The sequence below is a fragment of the Pseudofrankia asymbiotica genome (assembly GCF_001983105.1).
GTDB lineage: Bacteria > Actinomycetota > Actinomycetes > Frankiales > Frankiaceae > Pseudofrankia > Pseudofrankia asymbiotica.
In genome coordinates, this window is record NZ_MOMC01000024.1 from 1 (window position 1) to 25,730 (window position 25,730).

Below are 25,730 nucleotides of genomic sequence, written 5' to 3' on the forward strand. Positions count from 1 at the left end.
GCGCCGTATCCGTTCGCGGCGCCGTATCCGTTCGCGGCGCCGTATCCGTTCGCGGCGCCGTATCCGTTCGCGGCGCCGTATCCGTTCGCGGCGCCACGACCGTGTGACGCGTCGAATCCGTTCGAAGCGTCGAAAGCGCCGGGGGCGCCGAACCCGTTATGCCCGCCCGGTGCCGCCGGTGCCTGCCCGAAGGCGGCGCGCGACGGCGGGTACCGCCCGTCCGGGGCGCCGCCAGGCACGGCCGGGCCGGGACCGGCCGGCGCGCCGTACCGCGGGTTCTCTCCGCCGGGCGGTGGAACCGGTGGGGGCGGTGGGGGCTGGCCCGGCATGCCCACGCCCGGCAGGCGCCCGGCCGGCCGGGTCCCCGGAGGGCCGCCGGCACCATACGCGCCGGCACCGCCGACGCCTCGCTCACCGATGGGCTCGCCGGCGGCGGCCCGGCCCAGGTATCCGTCGGCGAAGGGAAGCGCCGTGGGGTCGAGACGGTTCGCGCCCGCGGGCGCCCTGGCGACGTCCACGCGCGGCTGACCGGCGTACCGCGAGGGATACCCGTCGCCGGCGTCGATGTCCGCGTCGCTCCTCATGATCCCGCCCGGTCCGCCCCGCCATGGGCGGGACACTCACGATCCGGCCTGGCGCCCGTTCGGTCCACAGGAACCCCTTCCGTCGGGGGCTCGACACACCGAGGACTAGAACACCGGTGGGCTAGCCCATGGCGCGGAAATGGCCAAAGATCACTATAAGCACCCACCCCATAGTCCCATGCCACACTCTGGCGGGCCTACCCGAGGGGCTTAGCGCGCCGCGGCCTCGACCGCGACTTCTTCTTGTCCCGCCGCCAGTACCCTCTCACGGCTCACCCATGCCCACCTGTCCGTGGAGATCGCCACCGGCTCGCCCCACGCCAACGCCGAACCACAGCGCGGCGGGCGCACGTTCAGGTCGGGGAGCGCCGGTCAGGTCGGGGAGCGCCGGTCAGGTCGGGGAGCGCCGGTCAGGTCGGTGCGGGGCCACCGTCGGCGGGCGCGGAGACATCCGACCACTCGCCGCGGTGCGCGAGCGCGTTCGCCGCCGCGAGCACCCGGCGGGCCGGCCAGCCGAGCCGGTCCGCGACCAGCGCCACGTCCTCCCACTCAGGCTGGGCCACGCCTCCGGCACCCTGGTTCCCGGCGCTCCGGCTTCCGGCGTCTTGGCCACCGGTGTCTTGACTCCCGGCCCCGTGGTCGCCGGCGCGAGCGCTGGGGAGACCGGGCGAGACCTTGACCCGGATCGCGTGGCCGGCGACCTCGACGACACGCACGCCGCGGGCCAGGGCGTGCTTGCGCACCGCCGTCTCACGCAGCCCCAGGGTCGAGGTGTGCGCGAAGACGGCGGCCCGCACGGCGGGCGCCGCCGCGACTGGCACCAGCGCGCGCAGGGTGTGCGCCGGGCGGCCCTTCTTCATCAGGATCGGGGTGAGCCACGCGTCCACGGCGCCTGCCGCGAGCAGCGCCGCGAGCACCGACGGCCAGACCCGCGGGTCGAGATCGTCGACGTTGGCCTCGAGCACCAGTTCGTCGGTCGCGACGAGATCACCCGGTTCGCCGGGTCGGCCTGACTCGGCCAGTCCCCAGGGTCCGCTGTGGTCGGCTATCCCGGCGGCCTGGTCCGCCATCTCCGGCGCGGGAGGGGCGGGACTTTCATGATCGCGTCCGTGCGAGTGGCCATCATGCGAATGGCCGCCATGTGAGTGGCCGCCATGTGAGTGGCCGCCATGATCGTGATCACCGCGCGAGTGGCCGTCATGCGCCCGACCGGTGGATGGCGGCACCACGGGCGCGCCGGAGGAGCCACCGCCCTGCCGGCCACGGCCGCCGTCCGCGTTCTCGAGCGCCTCTCCGACCACGACGCGGACGATGTTGGGGCGGCCGGGCAGGTCCCGGGTGCCGGCCCCCGCGCCGACGGCGGTGACGCGCAGCGGCGGCAGCTGGCCGTAGCCGGTCGCCGCCGTGACGACGATCGCGGCGCCGGTCGGCGTGCACAGCTCGACCTGGGCCGGGCCACCGGCGGCCGGCGCGCCGGCGGCTCGCAGCAGCTCCAGCACGGCCGGCACGGGAACCGGCAGCACGCCGTGCGCTGTCATCGCCCGCCCCCCGCCGAGCGCTACCGGCGTGGCCACCAGCTCGTCCAGCGCGAGGTGGGCGAGGCCGGCGCTGGCACCCACCACGTCGGCGATGGCGTCCAGCGCGCCGACCTCGTGGAAGTGGACCTCGTCCGGCGCGATGCCATGCACCCGCGCCTCGGCCGCCGCGAGCGCGGCGAAGATGGCCGTCGCGCGGTCCCTCACCGGCTCTGCCAGGGGCGCGCCGGCGAGCAGCGCGCGGATGTCCGCCCAGGTGCGGACGGCGTCGCCCGCGGGCGCGACGACGTCGACCTTGGTCGCGGCGAGGCCCGCGCGCCGTACCTGGCGGACCTCGAACCGGACGGGCAACCCGAGCGTGTCGACGGCGGTGGCGATGACGTCGAGCGGCACCCCGGCGCCGACCAGGGCGCCCAGCAGCATGTCGCCGCTCGCGCCGCAGGACAGGTCCAGCCAGCCAACCCGTCGCGTCACCGCGGTCCGACCGTGCCCGCCGGCACCGGGGCGGCGGCGACCGTGCCCCCCGGCTCGCTACCGCCGGCGGCGGCCTCGACGCCGGCGGCCTCAGCGGAGGCGCCAGCGGTGACAACGTTCGCGGCGCGGGCGATGGCGGCGGCGCGGGCGACGCGCGCGGCGAACAGACCGGCGCCGAAACCGTTGTCGATGTTGCAGACGGCGATCCCCGGCGCGCATGCGGTCAGCATCCCGAGCAACGCCGCGATCCCGCCGAACGCGGCGCCGTACCCGACGCTGGTGGGCACGGCGATGAGTGGCACCCCGACCAGGCCGCCGATGACGCTGGGCAGTGCGCCCTCCATCCCGGCGACCACCACGAGGCAGTCGACGCTCGCGAGCACGTCGCGCACCGCGAGCAGCCGGTGCAGCCCGGCCACGCCGACGTCGCGCAGCGTCTCGACGCCCGCGCCGCTGGCCGCCGCCGTCAGGGCGGCCTCGTCGGCGACCGGCGCGTCGGAGGTGCCCGCGCAGACGACGACGACCCGGCCGCGCGCCGGCGGCAGCTGGCCGACGGCGACGGTCGTGAGCGGGCGGGCCGGGTCGGTCGCCGTGGCGTCCGGCCAGCGGGCGAGCAGGGCGTCGACCGTCTCCCTGCCGGCCCTGGTGACCAGGGTCGGGCGGCCGTCGCCGCTCGCCGCGCGCAGCGCGGTCACGATCCCCACCGTCTCGGCCGCCGTCTTGCCGGCCGCGTAGACGACCTCCGGGTCGCCGGTACGCACGCCGCGGTGGGTGTCGACCCGCGCGTACCCAAGGTCGACGAAACCCGCGCCGTCGCCGAGCGGCCCGGCCGCGAGCCGGGCCATCGCCTCGTCCGTGTCGACCCGGCCGGCGGCCACCTCGGTCAACAGGGTTCGCAGCTGCTCTGTGTCCATCGGTGCCAGTCTCACCTCCGCCGATCCGCCGGTCCGCCGCTGCCTGCTCGGCGCCCGATCGTACGTTCGCTCGCCGGCGGCCGGCGGCCGGCGGCTGGCACGGACGGGAGCTGACCGCCTGCCCTCACCCGGTGGCTACTCCTCACCACCGTTCGTCCGCGCACCGCGACCGCGCTCGCTTCTATTACACGAGGATTACAGTTCTGTGGTTTTACACCGGGAATAGGCAGCATCTGGTTGCGTTGCCCCGGTCTGCCGGACACCGTGATGCGGAACGTTGTGCGGCACGCTCCCACTATGACGAGTCCTGGCCAGCCACCGGCATGCCAGGCAGGGCACAGGGCGCCCCATACCCAGGAGAGTTACCTGTGGCAGAAACAACACAGTTCGCCGAAGATCCCCGGCCGCGGCGCCGCGGCCGCCCACGCCTGGGCCGGCTTCTCGGCCGCGGCATCGGGCCACGCGCTGTCGGCGTCGCGGCCGTGCTCGCGGTCACCCTCGGCGCGGCCGCCTGCGGCGGCTCCGACGACTCCGGGCCGACCAGCTCCGGCAGCACCACCGGTGCCCCCAAGGGGACCCTGACGATCGCCGACGCCGGCTTCACCGAGAGCAAGATCCTCGCCGACATGTACGGCGAGCTGCTCACCAAGGCCGGCTACAAGGTGGACCGCACCTCTGTGCAGAGCACCGAGATCGCCCAGTCGTCGCTGGAGAGCGGCCAGATCGACGTCATGCCGCAGTACGTCGCCACCTACGCCGACCTGCTCAACACGCTGGTCAACGGCAAGGACGCGGCGTCGGTCTCGTCGTCGGACCTGGACGCGTCGGTCGCGGCGCTGCGCAAGCTCGCCACCGGCAAGGGCCTGACCGCGCTGGACCCGGCGGACGCCGTCGACCAGAACGCGTTCGCCGTCAGCAAGGACTTCGCGACCAAGAACAGCCTCAAGACGCTGTCGGACCTGGGCGCCAGCGGCCTCGAGGTGAAGATCGCCGCCGGTCCCGAGTGCGCCACCCGGCCGTTCTGCCAGCCTGGTCTGGAGAAGACCTACAACATCAAGGTCTCCGGCATCCTCGAGACCGGCGTCGACACGGCCCAGACGAAGTCCGCGGTCAAGGACGGCACCGATGCCCAGCTCGGCCTGGTGCTGACCACGGACGCCACCGTCGACGACTACGACCTGGTCGTGCTCGACGACGACAAGAAGCTGCAGAACGCCGACAACCTGGTTCCGATCGTCAACACGAAGTCGCTCTCGCCGGAGATCACCGCGGCGCTGAACGCACTGGCGCCGGTGCTGACCACGGCCGACCTCGCCGACCTGAACAAGAAGGTCGACTCCGACCGGGAGCGCAGCTCCGACGTCGCCAAGGAGTACCTGAAGAGCAAGAACCTGCTGTAACACTGGTTCGCTCCGTCCGGGCGCGGAGGTCTCTTGCGAGCCGCCAGGCGCGCAAGGGGCCGGAGCGCCGTGCCCGCACGGAGCGGGCCATGTCGACCTTCCCGCCCGGCCCCAGGCTTGTTCCCGTGGGAGTGAACGTCAGGTCCTGGGCGGCGGCACCGATGGGTGCCGCCGTTCCTGGTCTCGCGGGAGGGTCGCGTCCGGGTCCTGCTCAGGACCGCTCGGCCGGGCGCTGACGCGCGGCCCCCACCGCCTGCGGCGGGCTGGCAGGGTGACGTCCGGGTCGCCGTCCATCGGCGAAGCGACGGTCGGTGACCAGGCGGCCGGCGGCGGCTGGTCGCCGGGCGGCGGCATCATCGTCGGAAGGACGGCCGGGTCGGCCCGCCAGGACGGCTCGGCTGACCAGGACGGATCTGTGGGCCAGCCAGGCGCCGTCTCCGGCTCGGCGGCCCCGGCTCGGCGGGCCGCGCGGGCCCGGCTTAGCTCCCGTGCCTGGCCGAACACGGTCACGCCGGCCGCCACGGCGGCCAGGACGAAGCCCAGCGGGCCGGGCATCTCTATCAGCCCGACCGCTCCGCCACCGACCCAGCCGAGCTGCAGGACGGTCTCCGAGCGGGCGAACGCCGAGTTGCGCACGTCGTCAGCGGTGTCCCGCTGGATGATCGCGTCCAGGGCGAGCTTGGCCATCGAGGCGGCCAGCATCGCCAGCAGCGCGGCGAGCAGCGCCGTGAGCTTCGCGTAGGTGGCCGCCGCCAGCGCGCAGCTGCCGGTCGTGAGCAGCAGCGCGAGCGTCAGGAGGCGCTCGGGGCGGCGCCGGCCGAGCCGCCCGCCGATGACGACACCCAGGCCGCTGCCGACGGCCGCCGCGGCGGCCAGCACGCCGAGCCACAGCGAGGTACCGCCCTCGGCGCGCAGCAGGAAGGCCAGGTAGAAGGTCAGGAATCCCACGATCGTGCGCAGCACCAGGGTCGAGCGCAGCGCCGCCGGCGACGCCCCGAGCACCGTCCTGACCGCGGCGCGCGCCCTAGCCGCCCGGCTCCGCTTCTTTCCCGGTCCGGCGGGCACGGGGATCCGCGGCCCCGTCGCGGACGCGACCACGTCTCGCAGCCGGCGTTCRCCCTCGCTCGAGTCGACCCTCTTCGGCAGCTTGAAGGCGTAGGGAACGCCGGCCAGGTAGAGCACCGCGCAGACCCGCAGCACCCATGGGTAGCCGACGTAGGGGATGTGCGCGATGCCCAGGCCGACGGGGGCGGCGATGGTGCCGGCGACGATGTTGACCATCGACAGCCGCGAGTTGACCTTGACGAGTGTCAGTTCAGGGGGTGCCACCCGCGGGATGACCGCGCTGCGCGCGACCCCGAACGCCCGGGAGAGCATGAGCAGGCCGAGCGCGAGCGGGTAGACCCCGATCCCGGTCAGCGAGGTGGCCAGCTGCCAGGCGAGCATCGCGCGCCCGAGACAGAGCGCGGCGAGCGCCGAGCGCCTCCCGTAGGAGAACCGGTCGAGAACTGGCCCGATCACGGGCGCGAGCAGCACGAACGGGACCATCGTGATCAGCAGGTAGAGGGCGACCTTGGAACGAGCCTCACCCGTCGGGACGGAGAAGAACAGCGCCCCGGCCAGCACCACGGTGACCAGCGCGTCGCCCGCGGCATTGATCACGGACAGGTCGAGGAGGGCGGCGAGCCCTGACCGGTCCGCGCCATCGCGTCTTGTCGACGCGCGCAGCCGCGTGATGCCCGTGCCCATCCCGGCGCGGGCCTTTCCCACCGTTCGGCCGATCCCGCCAGTGCCCACCCTGCCGAGTGTGCCCGCGAAACAGCCACCGGGCCACGACCACGCCGGGCGTACTGGTCACGACTAGGCGAGAATGTATCCGTGGACGACGTGACAGGCGCTGACAACCAGGCAAGCGCACCCCCGGTGACGCCGGAGGCGGTTTCGGCTACGCCTGAGGCCGCGCCGCCGGATACGTCGGACGCGACCGGGACGCCAGACCCCGCCGCCGACGGGCAGGCCCCGGGCGCGCTCACCGGCGATGCCGCCGCGACGGCCGCTCCCTCCGCCTTCCCGGCCGAGGCACTGACGGGGGATCCCTCGGTTCCCGAGGTCCCGGCCGCCGAGCCCCCGGCCGTTGAGGCCCCGACTCTGGAGGCCCCAGCCCTGGAGGCCCCCCCGGTCGAGCAGCCAACCGCGGACCAGGCTCCGGCTGAGTGGGGCACGCTGGCGGCCGGAGCGCCGCCGGAGCCGGCTGTGGACGCGGCGAACGCGGTGAACACCGAGGCCGCTGACACCGCTGAGGCCGCCGCGCAGCCCGAACCGGTCGCGGCGGCCATCGTCGAACCCGAACCGGAACCAACCCCCGCACCGACGGCCGAGGTCGAAGCGCCGCCCGAGCCTCTGACGATTTCGGAGGCGGCAACGCCGCCCGAGCCTGTGACGCCGGCCGAGACCGCGACGGTCTCGGAGACGGCGACGGTGGCCGGACCGGAGTCCGCCGCCGAGACCAAGACCCGAGCCGCGGCAGACGACGACGAGACGGTCGACGAGGTCGGCCGTGGCCGCGCGGCACGGGCCGCCCGAGGGCCCGACCCGGTCTGCGCGGCCGCGGTCGACATCGCGCGCGAGGCGGCCATCGAGGAGGCGGGCGGCGCGGACGCGGTCGGCGAGCACCTCGGCGTCGAGGCCGAAGGCGAACGGCTCGTGCTGCACCGGTTCGCCTGCCTGACGCCCGCGTACCGGGGCTGGGTGTGGGCCGTCGTCACCGCGAGGGCACCGCGGGTCCGCAGGGTGACCGTCGACGACGTGGTGCTGATGCCCGGCGAGGGCGCGCTGCTCGCGCCGCCGTGGGTGCCATGGTCGCAGCGGCTGCGCCCGGGTGACGTCGGCGTCGGGGATCTACTGCCGACCGCCGTCGATGACCCTCGCCTGGCACTGCGCCGCAGCGATGTCGAGGAGTTCGCCGACACCGACGCCTTCCTGGAGCTCGGCCTCGGCCGGCCGCGGGTGCTGTCCACCTTCGGTCGCGAGGAGGCCAGCACACGTTGGTACGCCGGGGAGCCCGGCCCGGACGCCCACGTGGCGAAGGTCGCACCGGCGACCTGCCTCACCTGCGGCTTCCACGTCCGGTTGGCTGGCGGTCTCGGCCGTCTGTTCGGTGTGTGCGCGAACGAGCTGGCGCCGGACGACGCCAAGGTGACGTCCATCGATCACGGCTGCGGCGCCCACTCCGAGGCCCTGGTCGCGCCGTCAGCGCATCCCGAGCCGGTTCCCTTCGACGAGGACCCGTCGGACCTGGAGCCCACGGACGTCGAACTGGTCGGCGCGACGGCGGGCGGCACGAGCCAGGACGCCGCCGGCACCGGTCACGCCACCGTCGGCCACGCCGGCCACCCGGAACCCTACGGCCACGCCTGAGCTGTATCTCCGGCTCGCTCCGTCCGGGCGCGGCGCTCCGGCCCGAGGCTGGATCTGAGGCAGGGCAGAGACCCGGAGCGGGGCGGTCGGGAAGGTCGTTGCCGGTTCGCTCCGTCCGGGCGGCGCGCTCCGGCCCCTTACTCGCTTCGCTCCCAAGGGACCTCCGCGCGCCGTCCTCCTACGCTCACGGGCGCTCCGGCGACCTCGCTGCGGCCCGGCCACGATCGCTTCGCTCCATGGCCAGGCCTCCGCGAGGCGCGCCTCCGCGCCCAGCACGGTCACCCACCGCTGAACGTCACCAAGCCGAAGCTGTCAGCTCGGGAGTACCTCGCTTCGCTCGTCGGGACCTTTGGCTTGGCGCGTGACCGCGTTCGCGGCATGAGCGGGTGGTGACGACGTGTTCGCGCAGGTGGGCAGCCTGCGCGGGTGACGATGCGGGGAGCGGAAACACCCCCGCGCCCCGCCACGCACCGTCGACGGCGATGCTAAGGTCCGTCAGCAAAGTCCTGTTTGCCCTCCTTGGAAACCCCGTGCTGTTACCGCGCCGTGCGACATGGTGGCGCTTCCCGGCGGGTCCGCGGATTCCTTCGATGGCGCACGGAACCGACCTCGGGCCACCAGACGGCCCCCGGACCGAGAAGGAACCAACAGGGCAGGACCGACTACATACCTCAACGTAACAAGTTTGCGACGCAACGTAACAGCGATACGAAAGCCAGGAACCATGCCTCGGACACGCCGATGAGCCGCACCCTGATCGTCACTGCTGTGCAGGCGGAGGCGGACGCGGTGTGCGCGGGCCTGATGGGTAGCTGGTCGCGCTCCCGCGGACGTTCCAACGAGGCGCCGAGCGCGCCTGTCTCGCCCGACTGGGACCGCCAGCTGCTGACCACGTCCACCCTTGGCCCCTACGTCGGGCGCCGCCGCGGCCCGGTGACGGTGCTCGCCGCCGGCACCGGCGGGCCCGCGGCCGCGGCTGGCACGGCGGTGGCGCTCGCGGTCGCGCAGGCGGCGGGCGACCCGTTCACCCTCGTCCTGTCGATGGGGGTTGGTGGCGGGTTCCGCGGCTGGGCCGAGATCGGCGACCTGGTGGTCGCCGGGCGGCTGGTCGCCGCCGATCTGGGCGCCGAGTCCGGCCTCGACGACCTGCGCGAGCCGCAGGGCCAGATCCACGAGATGGACCGCAGCCTCGGCTTCCACAGCACCGGCGCGCCGCCGCTGCCGCGTACCACCAGCTCGTCCGTCGACGGCAAGTTCCTCACCCTGGACGACCTGGATCTCGGCTCTTCCACGATCGTCCCGGACCCCGAGCTGGTGGAACGACTGCGCACGGTGCTCGGGCTGACCGGACGGCGGGTGGCCACCGGCCCGGTGCTCACCGTCGCCACCGTCACCGGCACCGAGCTGCGCGCGGCAACCCTCACCGCCCGCCTGGACCCGGTCGCGGAGGGCATGGAGGGCTACGCGGTCGGCGTCGCCGCCGCGGCCTTCGGGGTGCCCGTAGGTGAGATCCGCGCGATCAGCAACCAGGTGGGCCGGCGCGACCGGAGCACTTGGAACATGTCGGGCGCGCTCGCCAGCCTGCGCACCGCCGCGGGCGCACTGGTCGCCCACCCCGAGGGTCTGCTGCAGGCGCTGTAATCCTGGTTCGCTCCATCCGGGCGGCACGCTCCGGCACCCCCACATCGCTGCGCTCGTAGGGATGCCTCCGCGGAGGCGCGCCTCCGCGCCAGCGTGGGTGCGTGCCGCTTGAGCGAACCAGAGACAATGCACCTCATGACGGCAACCGAGACGACCCTGTCGGGCCCGACCGCCTGGCCTCAGGGCCTGGCGCCGCTGAGCCTGGCGATCTCGCCGTGCCCGAACGACACGTTCGTGTTCCATGCGTTGGCGCACGGCCTGGTGGCGGGAACGCCGCCGGTGTCGGTGACGTTCGCCGACATCGACGTGCTCAACGCCCRGGCGGCCGACGGCCTGGACGACCTGGTGAAGGTGTCCTATGCGGCGCTGCCGTGGCTGCTCGACGGTTACCGGCTCCTGCCGTCGGGCGGCGCGCTCGGCCGTGGCTGTGGCCCACTCGTCCTCACGGCCCCCGCCCGCGCCGCCGGCGGCGGCTCGAGCGGTGACGGTCCGGGCGGTGACGGGACGCCAGGCGCGGCGGAGCCGGGGATCCTGCGTGGCGCGAAGGTGGCCATCCCCGGCACCCGCACCACCGCATACCTGCTGTTCCGGCTATGGGCGGCCGGCGTCGACGTCGCCTCGATCGACGTGCTCCCGTTCGACCAGATCATGCCCGCGGTCCGTGACGRCCGCTACGACGCGGGCCTGGTGATCCACGAGTCCCGTTTCACCTACCCGTCCTACGGCCTGGTGTCGGTGGCCGACCTCGGCGACTGGTGGGAGGGAACCACCGGCCTACCGATCCCGCTCGGCGCGATCCTCGCCCGCCGGGACCTGCCGGCCGCCGCCGGCGACCTGGGCGCCGCCGTCAGGGACAGCGTCGCGGCCGCCTTCGCCGACCGGACGGCGTCCGCCGACTGGGTGCTCGCGCACTCCCAGGAGCTGGCGCCGGAGGTCACCCAGGCGCACATCAACCTCTACGTCAACGACTTCAGTCTCGACCTCGGTGACGAGGGTTACGCCGCCGTCGAGGAGCTCCTCGGCCGAGCCGCCGCCGAGGGCCTCGTCCCCCGCCTCACCCGCCGTCTGACCAGCTGAGGACCTGGTCAGCCCTGTTCCTGACCTCGCGCGGCCCCTGACCGTCGCGGCGTTCTAGGCCTCGAGCTCGTTCGCGACGGCGTGGACGACCTTGGCGACGCGCTGGGCGACGCGGYGGTCGGGGTGGCGGCCTCGCCGCAGGTCCCGCTGGACCTCGTCGAGCATCTTGATCATGTCCTCGACCATGCTGTGCAGCTCGTCGGGGCTGCGCCGGGCGGCCTGTGCCGCCGCCTTCGCGACCGAGGGGGGCGCGGCGAGCACCCGGAGCGACAGGGCCTGGTCGCCCTTGCGGCCGGCGGCGATGCCGAACTCGACGCGGTCGCCCGCACGGAGCTTCTCGACACCGGGTGGAAGAGCATCCTTGTGGACGAACACGTCGCCGCCGTCGTCACGGCTTAGAAAGCCGAATCCTTTGTCGACGTCATACCATTTGACCTTGCCGGTGGGCACGGGCGACCTCGTTCTGCGACACGACGGGATGGAACAGGGCCAAAGAAGGCGCGGCCATACGTACTTGACCGCGCCTTCGCCAGCCTTCGCCCCAGGGAAACCGGGGCGGCTCGACCAGCCAACGACGGTCATCAGGCTATAGGGCGAGCGGCCTTCGGGCGCAGAGATTCCTTCTCCCACCGGTCGGCCACCGCCCGGTCGCCCCGGCTCGAGGACAGCAGCCAGGAGCCGGCGGTCAGGACAGCAGCTCGTTCATGGCGCCTGAGCGGAAGCCACGCGGGTCGACCTCGACGGCGGGGAAACCCTCCACGACGCCGACCAGGTCCGGCCGGCCGGCGAGCGCCGCCACGAGGCCGGCGTCCACCTCGATCCGCGCGCGATCGCCCAGGTCACGCACCCGCAGGTCGCGGCAGTCGAGCCCGGCCTCCGCCAGCGCGAGCCGCAGCGCACCCTCGGCTCGCTCGACCCGCGCGAGCCGCCGGGGCGTCACCTCGATGCCATAGGCGATCCGGCTGGCGAGGCAGGCGGCGGCCGGCTTGTCGGCGGTGACGAGCCCGATCCGGCGCGAGGCGGCACGCACCTGGCGCTTCGTCAGACCGGCGTCGAGCAGTGGGGTGGCGGCCCCGCGCTCGGCCGCCGCCCGGATGCCGGGACGGAACCCGGCGACCGCGTCGTCGGCGTTGGTCCCGGTGACGACGTGCGCGAGGCCCAGCTCGGCCGCGAACGGCGCGAGGGTCTCGGTGAGCTCCGCCTTGCAGAAGTAGCACCGGTCGGCCCCGTTCGCCCGGTAGCCAGGCCGGGACTGCTCGTCGGTCGCGGGGAGCACGTGCCGCACGCCCAGGGCTTCGGCGAGCGCGCGCGCCCCGTCGAGCTCCGCAGCCGGCAGCGACGGCGAGACGGCGGTCGCGGCGACGACGGCGTCCGGGCCGAGCACGCGGGCCGCCCAGGCGAGCAGGAAGGCGGAGTCGGCGCCGCCGGAGAAGGCGACGAGCACCGAGCCGAGGTCGGTCAGCCGCGCGGACAGGGCAGCGAGCCGCCGGTCGAGCACCGCGCCGGCCAGCCAGTCGGGAAACTCGGCGAGCGCGCCCAGCACCACGTCGGCACCCGCGGCGGCGAGGCTGCCCGCGTCGTGCGGCCCGGTGGTCAGCCCGATGGCCAGCGCGCCCCCGGCACGAGCCCCGATCATGTCGCCCTCATGGTCGCCGACGAAGATGTCGACGCCGTGTTCACGGATCGCGTCACCCTTGGTGCTTGCGTACCGGTTGCCAATCACGACATCCGGCTCGATTCCGATCGCGGCAAGGCTGGCCCGCGCCTGCGGCTCGTTCTTGGCGGTGACCACCACCACCCGGCCGCCCTCCCGGCGTACCGCCTCGACGGCCTCCGTGGCGCCCGGCATCCGCTCGGACACCGGGATCGCATGCACCGCGTACAGCTCGCGGTACAACGCGGCCATCGCCTCGATCTCGCCGGGCGGAAACCAGTTCGCGAGTTCGTCCTCCAGCGGTGGGCCCAGCCGACCGACGGCCAGCTCCGCGTCCACCGAGACGCCGGTACGCGCCGAGAGCTCGACATATGTCGCCGCGATGCCGCGGCGCGCGTCCAACAGCGTCAGGTCGAGATCGAATCCGACAACCAGCGAGGAAGAAGCAGCAGGCGCACCGTCTGACACCCCCCGAGCGTAACGACCGCTCTGCCCCGACGGTGGCTCAGCGGAGACCGAGCGGGGCCCGGCGGCCTCCGGCGTCAGAGCTGGATGGTCACGCCATCGCCGAGAAGCCCGTCGTGCAGTTCGAGACGCGATGGATGGGCGCCCGACGGGATGTCGAACACGAGCGTGCCGCTGACGTCGTCGCCCGCCTTGATCGAATTCCAGAGGGAATCCAACGGGAAATACCAGCGGGAGCCGGAGTAGGCCTCGTGCCTGCCGCCGCTCTGGTCGTACATGAACTGCTGGTTGGCCACGAGGCCGCGCGGGGTGTTCCCGGTGTTGTGGACCGTCACCTTGACCAGGCAGTACTGCCCGTCCGGATGCTTCTTGATGAGCACGCCGATCTCGGTCACGCCGCAGCGCAGATCCTTGATCGTGAACTCCAGCGAACCGTCGCGGTAGACAGGCTCGGTGGGCTTCGGCGTCGCGGATGCCGCTGGCGTCGTCCCGGACGGACCAGAACCAGTCTCGCTGGACGTTCCCGGGTTCAGCGCGATCGCGGCGATAGCCGCCGCTCCCAGGACGAGCAGCACGACCGTGAGCCAGAGTCCGATCCGACTCCCACGGCTGCCAGGCCCGCGCCGCCCACCCGGCAGCGGACCGCCCGGTCCCCTGCCGCCGGGCTGGCCGCCCACAGGCCAGTGCCGTTCCCCCGCCGCGGGGGTCGACGGCCGCCGTGGCGACACGATCCCTCCGGGGGCGCCAGGGTAGGCGGCCTGGCCCCGGTCAGGCGGGACGTATCCCGGTGCCGCGCCCCGCGCCGCCCGGGGTTCCTGCCGGATCCGCGGAGCCTGCGCAGCCGATCTGGGAGATTCGGGGCGCTGGGCCCCCGGGGCGTGGCTGGTGGCGCCATAGCCGGCCGGCGCGACCCTCGTCCTGGGCAGCGGTCGCGGCCGGCCGTCGCCGCCCTGGTCGGGACCGGTCAGCTCGGCCATGACGGGCCCGGCCATCACGTCCGCCCGGTCCGCGGCGAGCCCCAGCAGCTCCTCCCCGGGGGCGAGGCCCCCGCCGCCGCTCGGGCCCGTCTCGACGAGGGCCAGCAGCAGGTCACGGGCGCTGGGGCGGGCGTCGGGGTCCTTCGCGAGCGCCGCCGCGACCAGGCCGTACAGCGGCGGCGCGAGACCGGTCAGGTCGGGTTCGGCGGAGACGGTCCGGTAGGCGAGGTCGATGTCCTTCCCCTCGCCGAACGGGTGCTGGCCGGTTCCGGCGTAGGCCATGAGGATGCCCCAGGTGAACACGTCCGCGGCCGGCCCGATCGCGTGCCCGTTGATCTGCTCGGGCGCCATCCAGCCCGCCGAGCCGAACCCCCACGACGTCGGCTTGGCCTTGCTGTCCGCCGCCACCGCCTGGGCGATGCCGAAGTCGATGACCCGGGGACCGGAGAGGGACAGCAGCACGTTGCTCGGCTTGAGGTCACGGTGGATCAGCCCGGCCCGGTGGATCGCGGTCAGCGCGGTGGCCACCCCGACCGCGAGGCCCGTCAGTGTCGACGACAGGAGCGGGCCGCCCCTGGCGATCGCCTGGTCCAGGCGCAGGCCGTCGATGAACTCGGTCACCAGGTATGGCGCGGCCGCGTCGGGGTCGGCGTCGAGCACCTCGGCGGTGCAGAACGGGGCGACCAGGCGGGCGGCGGCCACCTCCTGGCGGAACCGGCGGCGGAACTCCTCGTCCGCGGCCAGGTCCGGCCGGATGACCTTCACCGCGACCAGCCGGCCGGCCGGCCCCCGGCCGAGGTAGACCGTCCCCATCCCGCCGGTCCCCAGGCGGCTGAGCAGCGCATACGGGCCGATCCGGCGCGGGTCGTGCGCGGCGAGCTGCTCGCCCGGCACCCCGGAGGCCGGGCGTCGCGCCGCGCCCGCCACGTCCTCCGTCACCCGCGCCCCCGGTCTCCTGGCCCGATGACCCCGGTCACCCTCGCCGTCGTCCCGCCTGTTCTCGCATCCGCCTCGCCCCGTCGCCTGCCAGTGAGCACCATGCGACCCGGCGCGGCCTGCCAGCCGCAGTCTCTCTCATCACCCCGGTTCTCCGCCCCCCCGCGTTCGGGTAGCCGACACTCCGTCCCGTCCTTTTCCGCCGTTTCCTCGTCGCTACACAGCCTCTGTACGTTCAGCCCGCGACTCCGGTTCGGCCGCCCCTCGGYGGTGGCGACAACGACGACTTCGCACAAACCCGAAGACGGACTCAGGATGCCGGCAGATCGGGCGACTGCCTGTCGGGTTCCTCTGGCGGGAGGAACGAGACACGGCGACCGCAGTCGTCGCAGACGGCCACCACGGTTCCCGGTTCCTCGTCAGAAGGAACGAGGTGAGCCAGCGGGACGATCCCCGAGCACCAGGGACAGTTCAGCCACGGGCCGTCCGCCAGGCCGTCATGGAGCGAACCGCCAGCTGTCATACCTCCACGATCGCATGCGGTAGGGGACACTGGTCCCATGCCGGAGCTGCCGGAGATGGAAGCGCTCGCGTCGGTCCTGAGGGAACGCGCGGTCGGCAAGGTGGTCGCGCGGGCGGAGCCGGTCGCGATCAACGCGCTACGCACCGTTTCTCCGGGGCCGGGTGACCTGCTGGGCGCGGCCCTGGTCGATGCCGCCCGGCACGGGAAGTTCCTGGATCTGGTCTTCGCCGCGGCGGGCGGCGAGCGGCTCGACCTGGTCGCCCACCTGTCCAGGGCCGGCTGGCTGCGCTGGAAGGAGAACCAACCGGCCGCGCCGGGCCGGGGCGGCCGCGGGGGTCTCGCCTTCCGGCTGGTGTTCACCGATGGGTCCGGCTTCGACCTGACCGAGGCGGGTACCCAGAAACGCCTCGCCGTCTACCTGGTGCGTGACCCGGCCGAGGTGCCGGGCGTCGCCCGGCTCGGGATCGACCCGTTCGACGACGCGTTCACCGTCGAGGCGCTCGCGGAGCTGCTCACCGCCGCGGGGCGCGCCCAGACCAAAGGGGTTCTCACCGACCAGTCGGTGCTCGCCGGCGTGGGTAACGCCTATTCCGACGAGGCGCTGTGGGCGGCGCGGCTCTCGCCGTTCGCGCCGGCGAGCGGTCTCGGCGCCGAGCAGGTCTCGGCGCTGCACGCCGCGCTGGTCGGGGTGCTGCGCGCGGCGGTCGAGGCGGCCGGCGGCCTGGCTGCCGCCGACCTGAAGGCGGAGAAGAAGGCGAACCTGGCCGTCCACGGCCGTACCGGGCAGGCCTGCCCACGGTGCGGCGACACCGTGCGCCAGGTCTCCTTCGCGGACCGGAGCCTGCAGTACTGCCCCACCTGCCAGACGGGCGGCCGGGTCCTCGCCGACCGCCGCATGTCGCGCCTCCTCAAGTAGCGAGGGCCGGGGCGCTTCCCCGCGCCCGCGGCGGGACGGTGGCGCGGCGCGCGGCGGTCTGGCCCAGTCGCGGGATCGCCGGGGTGGGGTGCGAGGATGGCGGCGTGGGATCTGACCAGGTGCCGACCGTCACGGTCGCAGACATTCCACCGGCAACCCCGGACGAGCTGTTCCTGCTCGACGTGCGGGAGCCGGAGGAGTGGGCGGCCGGCCACATCGACGGAGCGGCCCACATCCCGATGGGGCAACTCACCGGCCGTCTCGACGAGGTCCCGCGCTCGGCGCGCGTGATCGCGGTCTGTCGCTCCGGGAACCGCTCGGCCAGGGTCACCGCCTACCTGGTGGACGGCGGCTGGGACGCCCACAATCTCGAGGGCGGCATGATGGCCTGGGCCGCGCTCGGCCGCCCGATGACGGCAGACACGTCCGTCCCACCCTTCGTCCTGTAGACGGCGGCCTGCCCGCCGCGCGGACGGCCCGCTGGCGGCGGTGCCCGCGCTTGGTCCGCGCGGGCGGCTCACCCCCGCTCGACGGTGGTCAGGGGCGCGCCGGCCAGCTGGGCGAGCGAGACCGGTGGGTCGTCGAGGCGGCTGTTGTGGTCGCTGGGACGCAGCGCGTCGAGCATCAGGTCGACGTAGCGGCGCCAGGTGCCCTCGGCCGACGCGTCCGTGAGTTCGAGAATCACCCGCAACGCGCGTAGCAGCACGATCAGGTCCGCGAGCACCACATCCGCGCGCAGCAATCCGACGCGCTGAGCATCGGCGAACATCTCCCCAATCAGCGGCACCACCTCGTCGAAGACAGCCGCGCGGGTACGTCCGGTCCAGAGCCGGCGGGAGACGAATGCCCATCGGCAGGCGTCGTCGCTCAGCCCGGTCACCAGAAACTCGCGCAATGCCCGCCCAGGAGGCTGCGCCTCAAGGGCGCCGGCGGCCAGTTCGCGCACCCGCGCGACCGCCGTCACGAGCGTCTCCTCGACGAGCGCGTCCTTGTTCGGGAACCGGCGGTACAGCGTTCCCATGCCGACCCCGGCACGGCGCGCTATCTCGTCCACGCCCACAGTCAGGCCCTGCTCGACGAACAGTTCGCGGGCCGCCCGTAGGATGCGCTCCCGGTTCCGTTCCGCGTCGCGGCGCAACGGCCGGCCCGGCACAACCACTTTGACCACCTGTGAGCCCCCCACGTGCATGTGGCCACTGTAAGGGCCTGAAGCCGGCGGGATCGGCCCGTTCGATCACGCGCCAGAATTCGTGGGGCGCAACCGGTGGCGGAGGTGCCAAAGTGCATGGTGGGGGGCGGCTCGTACGTCTCGTCGGCTACCCGGAAAACTGGACCGACGAGGCGGACTGCCCACGGACGATCGGGTGGCAGCCGCAGTGGCGGCGGACAAAGGACAGGCGGGCGTAGATGAGCAAGTTGGTGTCGCGACGAGTGAGCTTGGCGGCCGCCATGCCATTGGTGGCCAGTGTGGTCGCCGCGATGCTGTTGACCTCGTGCGACGGGGTCCAGCAGGCCGTCGACGATCTCACGAGCGCCTCACCCACCCCGGCGGTCGGCGCGCCGACGCAGGGCGGGGGCGCCCCGGCCGGGGACGGCTCGGCGCTGGCGGTGCTGGCCACCTTGCAGGTCCAGCCACTGAGCACCGAGAAGAAGTACCAGCGCGACGAGTTCGGCACCGCCTGGAAGGACGTCGACCACAACAGCTGCGACACCCGCAACGACATCCTGCACCGCGACCTGCGCTCGGTCACGGTCGGCAAGGATGACTGCCTCGTCCTCAGCGGCGAGCTGGCCGACCCGTACACCAACCGGACCATCCGCTTCAACCGAGGCAAGGACTCCTCGGCGGTACAGATCGATCACGTCGTCGCGCTCGCCGACGCCTGGCGCACCGGCGCGTATGCCTGGACCGACGACACGCGGGAGGCGTTCGCCAACGACCCGCAGAACCTGCTCGCCGTCGACGGCCCGACGAACATCGAGAAGAGCGACCAGGACGCGAGCGAGTGGCTCCCGCCCGCCAAGGGCTACCAGTGCAGCTACGTCGCCCGTCAGGTCGGGCTGAAGGCCCGCTACCACCTTTGGGTCACCCAGGCCGAGGCTGACGCCATGCGCGGCGTCCTCTCTACCTGCCCCACCCAACCCGAACTCGGCGAGTAAGGCGCTCCCGTTGCCGGACGCTCCGCGCCCGCACCCGGGCACCACCATCGGGCGCGGAGCCTGACCTCCCAGATCGCCTCGCGATCCGGCAGGAACTCTGCTCCCACTTGGTTTCCGGGCAGGGGCGTCCGGCTCACCACGGGGGATGCCGGTGAGGTGCGCCGAGCGTCACACGGACGGCCCGCGAGGCGCCGGTGGTCACCGCCAGCGGCCCTTGCCCGATCGGCCATCATTCGATTCAAGCGCGGCCCGCCACAATCCCCGGTAATCACACTCAGATACCGGAAACCGCGGCGGATGCTCCATCGCCCGCCATCCCCGCCGCCGCCTCGCTTCACCGACAGCGGCTCCAGTCCCGTACCATGAATAGACGCGCCAACTGGTGCCCATCTCGGCAACCGGGCCTGGACCGGAAACGAAACCCCACACTGGTCGAAGAGAAAAACGGCTCCGAACCGAACGTCACTGGCCGCTGGCGCTCAGACGGCGCGGCCTGGTCCGACCCCTGCAGTCCGCCGGCCGGAGATCGACGTCGCCTATCCGGACGCACCCCCGACGCTCGGTTCGGTTCAGCGCCTCGGCAGGGTCAGGAACCACAAGCCGGCCCTGGCCTCCCGCCAGCCTGGGACGAACACGGAGCGACCCCCCGGCCCCTCCTCTGCCGCCACGCCAACCACGGCCGGTCACCCACCCACGATGAAAACGGCATCCAGGCAGGCCCGCCTTCTCCACCCAGCCCTCCGAGCTACCCTTGCCAGCCCTCCGAGCCACCTCTGCCAGCGGGGGACTGCGGAGGCGAAGCCCCAGCTCGACGCACTGCCCACGACGACCGCGGACGTTCCACCCAAAAATCCGGCACCATCCACCAGGACCGGCACCCGGCACCCCCACCTCTAACCGCAAGCCCCGAATCCACGCGATCAACACATCAAGAAAAAATACCCCAACAAAACTCAAACCTTAAATTACCATCACCAGGAAGACCTAAAAACATTCCCGGAAAACCGCCAACTACAATTAGGCAAACCCTGAGAAAAAACCCCATCGCAACCAAAAACGCAACCCGATCACCGCGAAAAAGTCACACGCAACCAGAAAACGAAACCCAACCAAAGCGAACCGGGGGGTGCAGGGGGGCGAAGCCCTCCCTGCCGCGGGGACCGGGGCTCGGCCCCGGAGCAATATAACGCGGGAGCCCGGGAGCAAATCCAAAGGATTTGCGAACAGGGATCCCCCGATCGCGTGGGCGAGGGGGGAGTTGAACCCCCACGTCCTTTCGGACACACGGACCTGAACCGTGCGCGTCTGCYATTCCGCCACTCGCCCGAGTGGTCTTATCTCGTGACCGGAGCTACCGTACCACGTCGGCGTGCGGCGTAGACGTGGGCCGTCTTCGCCGTCGGGTGCCGCGCGCGTGCCCGGGACTGGCTGCGGGTCAGGCTGTATGGCGCGGGCGGCTGGGCTCGGGCCGACAGCGTCGGCGAGCCGGCGCGGCCAGTGAGCCGGCGCGGCCGTCGAGCCGACCGCCAGAGGCGGACTGTGCGCTCCGAGACGGACCTGTGACTCGGACCTATGACATCGAGGCCGGCGGGGTATGGACGAGACAACCCGCGCGAAGCACCCGAAGCCGGTGGCACCCGGCACATCGTCCGATAGCGTCCCTCGCCAACCAGCGTCCCCCGCCGAACAGGCCGGCCACCACCCCGGCCCCAGACCACGACCGGCCCCGCCACACACTGACCTGTAACCAGTCCCGTCGGGCGCTCGACACCCGACGACGGGGGTGTTCTCACGCCTCCGTCATACGATCCACAGATCGGGCGAAGGGAGGTCGGGCATGGGCGTGCTGCAGCGCTTCGAACGCCGCCTGGGCGGCCTCGTGGAGGGCGCGTTCGCGAAGGTCTTCAAGGGCGGCGTCGAACCGGTCGAGATCGCGGGTGCTCTGGCGCGGGAGACCGACGACCGGCGGGCGATCAGTTCGAACCGGGTGCTGGTGCCGAACCAGTTCGCGGTGGAGCTGGCGAGCGGGGACTATACGCGTCTGGCGCCTTACACCCGGGCGCTGTGTGACGAGCTGGCGGAGATGGTCCGTGAGCACGCCGCCGAGCAGCGGTACACGTTCGTCGGGCCGTTGAGCGTGAAGCTGTCGGAGGCGCAGGACCTCGACGTCGGCGTGTTCCGGATCCGCAGCAGCGTGGCCTCGGCCGATCCGGGGGCTGTCGCCGGCCCGCGTGGCGGCGGCCCGCGCGCGACACCTGGCACCCCCCATCTGATGATCACGAGCAAGGACGCGCCGCCGGGGGCGGAGCGGCAGTACGCGTTGACAGGTGAGTCGACGCTGATCGGCCGCAGTGTGGAATGCGACATCCGGCTTACGGACACCGGGGTGTCACGCCAGCACGGCGAGATCCGAGCCATGCCGGACGGCCATTTCCTCTATGTCGACGCCGGTTCGACGAACGGCAGCATCGTGAACGGCCGTCCGGCGACACAGGTGAAGCTGGTCAACGGGGATCTGATCGAGCTCGGCAACGCGCTGATCACGTTCGTGCGGGAGGACGCGCGGCCGGCTCGGATGTCGACGCCGCCACCGGCGGATCCTCCCCGCCGCCCCGGCGGCCAGGAGCCGTATCGCCCCCGTGAACGGGACCGCCGGCCCGAGCCGCCCTACGCGGACCGTTCCAACCCGCGCGYGGAGCCTTACCGGGACGCGCCGCCGGCCGGCCGGCCCGACCCGTACGCGGACCGGGATCGCGCCCAGCCACCCGGCGAGCCGTATCGAGACCGTTCCAACCCCCGCGGGGAGCCGTACCAGGACGCACCGACGCCGCCACCGCCCCCGGTGCCACCGGCGGTGGCCCGGCCGGAACGGTCCGTCCGACCTGTGCGGCCCGTCCGGCCTGTGCGGCCTGTCCGGCCGGATCGGCCAGATCGGCCAGATCCATATGCCGACCGCTCCAGCTCTCCGCCGCGGGGCGAGCGCCTTCGCGAGGACGCTGGCGGAACCTCGTCAAGTCCGCGTAACGAGCAGTATCGAGATGGCGGCGGGCGTGACCCGCGCGCCGCCCGGGATGCCCGGGATGCCCGCTCCCGTCAGGATGCGGACGCCGATCTGTACCCTGATCGGGAAGACAGTTATGGCGCTGGTCATCGTGCCGACGGGCGTCCCCGTGGACGCCCTGGTTCTGAACGCTATGGTTCTGAGCGGTCCAGCACTGAACGCCCCGGTGCTGAACGTCCCAGTGCTGAACGTCCCGGTATGCCGCGGGGGACGAACGGTTTCGGCGGCCCCCCGGCCGACCGAGGTGGGGCCGGCCGCGGTGGTCGCGATGACCGTGTTCCCGACGAGATCTACGATGCCGACACCGAACTGCCCAGCCGGACCCCTGCTCGTCCTCGGCCCGACGACCAACGACGTCGGCCCGGCCCACCCCCTCCGAGCGACCGGAGCTGGTAAAGCCTGATGGACCCATCCCAGCCGAACGAGCTCGTCCTGCTGCTGGTGAAAATCGGTTACCTGACGTTGCTCTGGGCGTTTGTCCTGTTGGCGGTCCGCGCCGTGCGGGCGGACCTGCTCGGTCCGACGCGCCGACAGGCACGGCGTGGCGCGAGCGCGCCGGGCGGCCGTGGCCCCGCTCCGCGAAGGTCGGCGAGGCCGCGAGTGGCGGGGCCACGGGCGGGCATACAGGCCCCGCCAGCACTGAACGCACCCAATGCATACCCGCCAAGCAAGCTCGTGGTCACAAAGGGCCCCCTCGCGGGCACGGTGATCCCACTGACCGGCGAACCGATCACCATCGGACGCGCGCCGGACTCGACGTTGGTTCTCGACGATGACTTCGCGTCCGGTCGACATGCGAGACTCGTCCCTCACGACGGGCGGTGGTTCGTCGAAGATCTCAACTCCACCAATGGAACGTTTCTCGAACACACGAAAGTGACCACGCCCATGCCGGTATCCCTCGGCGCGCCGGTCAGGATCGGCAAGACGGTCCTGGAGTTCCGCCGGTGAGCCTTCGGCTTCACTACGCGATCCGCTCGGACGTCGGCCACGTCCGAGAGGGAAACGAGGACTCGGCCTACGCCGGTCCCTACCTGCTTGCCGTCGCCGACGGCATGGGTGGTCACGCCGCCGGTGAGGTGGCGAGCTCGACGGTCATCTCCGCGCTCGCCGACCTGGATACCGAGATCGACGACGACGACCTCCTTGAGGCCCTCGTCGCCGCGATGCACGACGCCAACGCGCAGCTGCGCGCGATGGCTGCCCGGGACGGGACGCTCGACGGGATGGGCACCACGGTCACCGCGCTGCTCGCCTCCGGTGACCAGCTCGGCGTGCTGCACGTCGGGGACTCCCGCTGCTACCTCCTGCGCGACGAGGTGCTCAGCCAGGTCACGCACGACCACACGCTGGTGCAGGACCTCGTCGACCAGGGCCGGATAACCCCGGAGCAGGCGAACACCCATCCGCAGCGCTCGCTGCTCATGCGTGCGCTCGACGGCCGGGAGGTCGAGCCGGATCTCTCCGTGCGCCAGGTCCGGGTCGGTGACCGCTACCTGCTGTGCAGCGACGGCCTGTCCGGCGTCGTCAGCGGCGAGACGATCCTCGAGGCCCTGCTCGGGACAACCCCGCGGGACGCCGTGGACCGCCTGGTCGAGCTGGCGCTGAAGGGCGGCGGTCCGGACAACATCACCGTGGTCGTCGCGGACGTCGTCGACGACGACGAGCTGATGGAGGGCGCGCTGGTCGCCGGCGCCGCCGCGGAGAAGGGCACGGTCCCGGGCGCCACCGCCGCACGGGTCGGTCCGAACCCGCGCAACCCGGACACCGACTCGGCGGCCGCCAAGGCCGCGCGGATCGGGCGGGGCGCCCAGCGCGGTGGGTTGTCCGCCGACGACTTCGCCGAGGGGGCGGGGCGGGGCCGAGGCGGGCGGCGTCTCATCTTCGTCGGCGTGACGGTCGTCGTGCTGCTGGTCGTCACCGCGGTGGCGGGCTACGCGTGGATGCGCGACCAGTACTACGTCGGCGTCCACGACGGCGAGGTCGCGGTCTTTCAGGGCATCCCGAGCCTGGGCATGTTGGCCCACGTCAAGGGTGGCACCTACGGCCCGATCTCCGATATCGCGGAGCCGTATCGCAGCGACGTGCAGGACGGGGTGCGGGCGGATGACTTCGCGGACGCGCAGGCCAAGGCCCGCGGGCTGAAGAAGGTCCGGGACACCGTGTCCACCAGGCCGACGACGCCGACGCCGAGCCCGAGCCCGAGCGCGTCCTCGACCACCCCGGGTATCCCGGACCCAGGCGCGGCGGCGGCCTCGGCGTCCGCCTGCGCCGCCAACCCGGCCTCCTGCCAGAGCAGCGCACCCGTCACGTTCCCATGACACGGCCGCCTCGCCGGCAATGGTCCGAGAGCCTCACGTCCGCCTTCGCCCCGGTCCCTTCGCCGCAGGGGGTAGAACTACCCCCGTATCGGCGGAGCGAGCTGGTTCTGCTGGTGGGCGCGGGCATCCTGACGACCGCGGCGCTGTCGGCGCTGACGATCGCACATGATGGTCATCTGACGTATCACATCGCCACGTACGCGATCGGGTTCTTCGCGTTGTGGGGCGTCGTGCACCTGGCGATGCGCCGGTTCGCGGCGGCCGCCGATCCGCTGCTGATGYCGCTGTGCGCGGCTCTCAACGGGCTCGGGCTCGTCATGATCTACCGGCTGGACCTGGCCAGGGAGGACGCCGCGAAGCAGGCCGGCCGCGCGATCCCGCCCAGCGCGGCACACACCCAGGTCATCTGGACGGCGCTGTCCGTCATCGTGTTCGCGCTGGTGCTGGCGCTCATACGCAACCACAGCACGCTCGCCCGCTACACGTTCACCGCGGGCCTGGCCGGCCTGGTCTTCCTGTGTCTGCCGGCGCTGCCGGGCATCGGCGCGACGATCAACGGCGCCAGGCTGTGGCTGCAGGTCGGCCCGTTCTCCTTCCAGCCGAGCGAGATCTCGAAGATCCTGCTGGCCATCTTCTTCGCCGGCTACCTGCGGACCTTCGGCGCGCTGATGTCGGCGCACGTGGTGACGAAGGCACGCGGGCGCTCGGCGGGCAACGCCGCCGCCGCCCTCACCGGCGCGATCAGGCGGCTGCGGCCGGGGGCGCACGGCGCGGGCGCGCCGGCGGCGCCGGCCGACACCGGCGACTCGAGCGGCACGTACACCGGCGTCATCAGCCGGGTGTGGTCGAAGGGGCCGCGCTTCTACGTGCCGGCGATCCTCACCTGGGTCGCCGGGCTCGGCGTGCTGGTCGTCGAGCGCGACCTGGGTTCGTCGCTGCTGTTCTTCGGGATGTTCCTGGTCGTCCTCTACGTGGCCAGCGAACGGGCCCGGTTCGTCGTCGTGGGCCTCGGCCTGTTCATCGCCGCGGCCCTCGCCGCCTACCACCTGTTCAGCCACGTACAGGTGCGGGTGGACATCTGGCTGCACGCGTTCGACGGGTCGAACCCGAGCAACAAGTCCTACCAGCTGGTACAGGGCCTCTACGGCTTCGCCGCGGGCGGGATCACCGGCACCGGCCTCGGCCGGGGCCATCCGAACAAGGTGCCGTTCGCGAACACCGACTTCATCATGGCCAGCCTCGGCGAGGAGCTGGGGCTGACCGGGGTCATGGCGATCCTGCTGATGTACCTGCTGATCGTCGTGCGCGGGATGCGGATCGCGCTGACCGCCCCGGACCCGTTCGGCAAGCTGCTCGCCACCGCGCTGGCCGCGACGCTGGGCATCCAGGTCTTCGTGCAGGTCGGCGGCGTGATGCGGCTGATCCCGTTGACCGGTGTCACGCTGCCGTTCGTCTCCTACGGTGGGTCGTCGCTGGTCGCGAACGCCGCGATCATCGCCCTGCTGCTGCGGATCAGCGACACGGTCCGCCGCCGTCAGGCGGAGGCGCAGGAGGTCCTGGAGGTCGAGCCCGAGCAGATCGCGAACGTCCAGACCGAGATCGTCCGCAGGGTCGAGGTTCCGGAGACCCAGGAGACCCATGAGCCAGCCGAGTAGTCCCGGCGACGCGCGCCGGT

The 25,730-nt window shown here is 72.7% G+C and carries 18 protein-coding genes, 1 tRNA gene and 1 pseudogene; 11 read left to right on the forward strand and 9 right to left on the reverse strand.

The features are described from left to right. From BL253_RS12690 to larB, 3 genes and pseudogenes are all read right to left on the reverse strand, one after another. A pseudogene (locus BL253_RS12690) lies at positions 1–584 on the reverse strand (hypothetical protein); the annotation flags it as partial. A 410-nt stretch (positions 585–994) separates the two neighbouring features. Beyond that, the gene (gene larC / locus BL253_RS12695; RefSeq protein ID WP_076816636.1) at positions 995–2,593 is read right to left on the reverse strand and encodes a nickel pincer cofactor biosynthesis protein LarC; all 1,599 of its coding nucleotides are present in this window, start codon (positions 2,591–2,593) and stop codon (positions 995–997) included. Next, positions 2,590–3,507 carry a nickel pincer cofactor biosynthesis protein LarB gene (gene larB, locus BL253_RS12700; protein WP_076816638.1) on the reverse strand — a complete coding sequence of 306 codons (918 nt, stop codon included), beginning with the start codon at positions 3,505–3,507 and terminating at the stop codon, positions 2,590–2,592. Before larB ends, larC begins: the two co-directional genes overlap by 4 nt. A gap of 368 nt (positions 3,508–3,875) precedes the next feature. Between larB and BL253_RS12705 the strand changes: the two genes are divergently transcribed. Beyond that, complete coding sequence (locus BL253_RS12705) at positions 3,876–4,907, forward strand: ABC transporter substrate-binding protein (RefSeq protein ID WP_241834740.1); 1,032 nt, start codon at positions 3,876–3,878, stop codon at positions 4,905–4,907. 138 nt (positions 4,908–5,045) lie between these two features. Here BL253_RS12705 and BL253_RS12710 read toward each other — a convergent pair whose 3' ends face one another. After that, positions 5,046–6,656: an MFS transporter gene (locus BL253_RS12710; RefSeq protein WP_076816640.1), complete on the reverse strand. Its 1,611-nt coding sequence runs from the start codon at positions 6,654–6,656 to the stop codon at positions 5,046–5,048. Positions 6,657–6,785: 129 nt separating this feature from the next. Between BL253_RS12710 and BL253_RS43690 the strand changes: the two genes are divergently transcribed. From BL253_RS43690 to BL253_RS12725, 3 genes are all read left to right on the forward strand, one after another. Continuing rightward, positions 6,786–8,324 carry a DUF3027 domain-containing protein gene (locus tag BL253_RS43690; protein WP_076816642.1) on the forward strand — a complete coding sequence of 513 codons (1,539 nt, stop codon included), beginning with the start codon at positions 6,786–6,788 and terminating at the stop codon, positions 8,322–8,324. 741 nt (positions 8,325–9,065) lie between these two features. Beyond that, positions 9,066–9,965: a futalosine hydrolase gene (gene mqnB, locus BL253_RS12720; RefSeq protein ID WP_076816643.1), complete on the forward strand. Its 900-nt coding sequence runs from the start codon at positions 9,066–9,068 to the stop codon at positions 9,963–9,965. Positions 9,966–10,100: 135 nt separating this feature from the next. Further along, complete coding sequence (locus BL253_RS12725; RefSeq protein ID WP_076816830.1) at positions 10,101–11,042, forward strand: 1,4-dihydroxy-6-naphtoate synthase; 942 nt, start codon at positions 10,101–10,103, stop codon at positions 11,040–11,042. Between the two features lie 54 nt (positions 11,043–11,096). On the opposite strand, the gene BL253_RS12730 is transcribed toward BL253_RS12725, so the two are convergent. The 3 genes from BL253_RS12730 to BL253_RS12740 form a co-directional block, all read right to left on the reverse strand. Then, entirely contained in the window at positions 11,097–11,492 is a 396-nt protein-coding gene (locus BL253_RS12730) for a cold-shock protein (protein ID WP_076816645.1), read from the reverse strand. 235 nt (positions 11,493–11,727) lie between these two features. Then, positions 11,728–13,164: an ATP-dependent sacrificial sulfur transferase LarE gene (gene larE / locus BL253_RS12735; protein WP_081438263.1), complete on the reverse strand. Its 1,437-nt coding sequence runs from the start codon at positions 13,162–13,164 to the stop codon at positions 11,728–11,730. Positions 13,165–13,238: 74 nt separating this feature from the next. Next, positions 13,239–15,077 (reverse strand): serine/threonine-protein kinase, encoded by a 1,839-nt coding sequence (locus BL253_RS12740; RefSeq protein ID WP_076816647.1) that lies wholly within the window; start codon positions 15,075–15,077, stop codon positions 13,239–13,241. A gap of 557 nt (positions 15,078–15,634) precedes the next feature. On the opposite strand from BL253_RS12740, the gene BL253_RS12750 reads away from it, so the two are divergent. Both BL253_RS12750 and BL253_RS12755 read left to right on the forward strand, forming a co-directional pair. Beyond that, positions 15,635–16,513, forward strand: coding sequence for a DNA-formamidopyrimidine glycosylase family protein (locus BL253_RS12750; protein WP_076816651.1), 879 nt, complete (start codon positions 15,635–15,637; stop codon positions 16,511–16,513). 104 nt (positions 16,514–16,617) lie between these two features. After that, positions 16,618–16,962: a rhodanese-like domain-containing protein gene (locus BL253_RS12755; protein ID WP_076816653.1), complete on the forward strand. Its 345-nt coding sequence runs from the start codon at positions 16,618–16,620 to the stop codon at positions 16,960–16,962. Between the two features lie 68 nt (positions 16,963–17,030). Here BL253_RS12755 and BL253_RS12760 read toward each other — a convergent pair whose 3' ends face one another. Further along, on the reverse strand, positions 17,031–17,672 hold the full coding sequence (locus BL253_RS12760) for a TetR/AcrR family transcriptional regulator (protein ID WP_241834741.1): 642 nt from the start codon (positions 17,670–17,672) through the stop codon (positions 17,031–17,033). A gap of 248 nt (positions 17,673–17,920) precedes the next feature. Between BL253_RS12760 and BL253_RS12765 the strand changes: the two genes are divergently transcribed. Continuing rightward, a complete protein-coding gene (locus BL253_RS12765; RefSeq protein ID WP_076816656.1) occupies positions 17,921–18,673 on the forward strand; it encodes an HNH endonuclease family protein in 753 nt (250 codons plus the stop codon). A 1,243-nt stretch (positions 18,674–19,916) separates the two neighbouring features. Here the strand turns inward: BL253_RS12765 and BL253_RS12770 are convergent. Next, positions 19,917–19,999: transfer RNA gene (locus BL253_RS12770), tRNA-Leu, on the reverse strand. A gap of 511 nt (positions 20,000–20,510) precedes the next feature. On the opposite strand from BL253_RS12770, the gene BL253_RS12775 reads away from it, so the two are divergent. The 4 genes from BL253_RS12775 to BL253_RS12790 are packed head-to-tail and all read left to right on the forward strand — an operon-like array spanning position 20,511 to position 25,710. Further along, positions 20,511–22,130, forward strand: coding sequence for an FhaA domain-containing protein (locus BL253_RS12775; RefSeq protein ID WP_076816658.1), 1,620 nt, complete (start codon positions 20,511–20,513; stop codon positions 22,128–22,130). Positions 22,131–22,136: 6 nt separating this feature from the next. Continuing rightward, positions 22,137–22,685, forward strand: coding sequence for an FHA domain-containing protein FhaB/FipA (locus BL253_RS12780; protein ID WP_076816660.1), 549 nt, complete (start codon positions 22,137–22,139; stop codon positions 22,683–22,685). Beyond that, complete coding sequence (locus BL253_RS12785) at positions 22,682–24,055, forward strand: PP2C family protein-serine/threonine phosphatase (protein ID WP_076816662.1); 1,374 nt, start codon at positions 22,682–22,684, stop codon at positions 24,053–24,055. Before BL253_RS12780 ends, BL253_RS12785 begins: the two co-directional genes overlap by 4 nt. Next, a complete protein-coding gene (locus BL253_RS12790) occupies positions 24,052–25,710 on the forward strand; it encodes an FtsW/RodA/SpoVE family cell cycle protein (RefSeq protein WP_076816663.1) in 1,659 nt (552 codons plus the stop codon). The genes BL253_RS12785 and BL253_RS12790 overlap by 4 nt, the downstream gene beginning before the upstream one ends. Positions 25,711–25,730: the final 20 nt, after the last annotated feature.

What these genes read in the sequence shown, in the direction of transcription:
- larB (WP_076816638.1), bottom strand. Translation starts at nt 3,507, where the DNA reads ATGGACACAGAGCAGCTGCGAACCCTGTTGACCGAGGTGGCCGCCGGC.
- mqnB (WP_076816643.1), top strand. Translation starts at nt 9,066, where the DNA reads ATGAGCCGCACCCTGATCGTCACTGCTGTGCAGGCGGAGGCGGACGCG.
- BL253_RS12750 (WP_076816651.1), top strand. Translation starts at nt 15,635, where the DNA reads ATGCCGGAGCTGCCGGAGATGGAAGCGCTCGCGTCGGTCCTGAGGGAA.
- BL253_RS12765 (WP_076816656.1), top strand. Translation starts at nt 17,921, where the DNA reads ATGAGCAAGTTGGTGTCGCGACGAGTGAGCTTGGCGGCCGCCATGCCA.
- BL253_RS12780 (WP_076816660.1), top strand. Translation starts at nt 22,137, where the DNA reads ATGGACCCATCCCAGCCGAACGAGCTCGTCCTGCTGCTGGTGAAAATC.